General features: G+C 52.4%; 1 rRNA gene. It reads left to right on the top strand.

The features are described 5' to 3' along the window. Nucleotides 1-269: ribosomal RNA gene (locus GM668_RS30385) — 16S ribosomal RNA — on the top strand; the annotation flags it as partial.

The following is a 269-nucleotide window of genomic DNA, read 5'->3' as shown; positions in this document are numbered from 1 at the left end:
CCAGACTCCTACGGGAGGCAGCAGTGGGGAATTTTGGACAATGGGGGCAACCCTGATCCAGCAATGCCGCGTGAGTGAAGAAGGCCTTCGGGTTGTAAAGCTCTTTTGTCAGGGAAGAAACGATCCTCTCTAATACAGGGGATTAATGACGGTACCTGAAGAATAAGCACCGGCTAACTACGTGCCAGCAGCCGCGGTAATACGTAGGGTGCAAGCGTTAATCGGAATTACTGGGCGTAAAGCGTGCGCAGGCGGTTTTGTAAGACTGT

The sequence above is a fragment of the Pseudoduganella ginsengisoli genome (assembly GCF_009720865.1).
GTDB lineage: Bacteria > Pseudomonadota > Gammaproteobacteria > Burkholderiales > Burkholderiaceae_D > Rugamonas > Rugamonas ginsengisoli.
The sequence above is the reverse complement of the archived record's forward strand: the minus strand, read 5'-3'. Positions and strand labels throughout refer to the sequence as shown.